The sequence below is a fragment of the Holdemanella sp. DFI.5.55 genome, assembly GCF_020593575.1.
Classification (GTDB): Bacteria; Bacillota_I; Bacilli_A; order Erysipelotrichales; family Erysipelotrichaceae; genus Holdemanella; species Holdemanella hominis.
This window is the reverse complement of record NZ_JAJDMK010000344.1, coordinates 1-244: the sequence shown is the minus strand read 5'-3', so window position 1 is coordinate 244 and position 244 is coordinate 1. Positions and strand designations below refer to the sequence as shown.

Sequence of the window (244 nt, the reverse complement as noted above, 5' to 3'; positions counted from 1 at the left end):
GCGTGAGTACGTGATTGAAAATCACGATGTCAACCTTCTCGGCCTTGACCAGGTCGCGCAACTCCTCGACCTTGCCACTGCCAATCAGGTATTTGGCCGATGGCCGATGACGCGGCACGTTAAAAAACGCGACGGTATCGGCGCCAGCCGACACAGCTAACTCCTGGAACTCCTGCGGATCTTCGCGCGCCTCAGGGTCCTGTCCTTCCAAGTGAACGAGGATCGCTCGTTCACCACCACCGTG

1 pseudogene is annotated in these 244 nt (G+C 58.2%); it reads right to left on the bottom strand.

Annotated features, from left to right (window positions below):
- Window positions 1-244 (bottom strand): annotated as a pseudogene (locus LJE08_RS14350) (GTPase HflX); the annotation flags it as partial.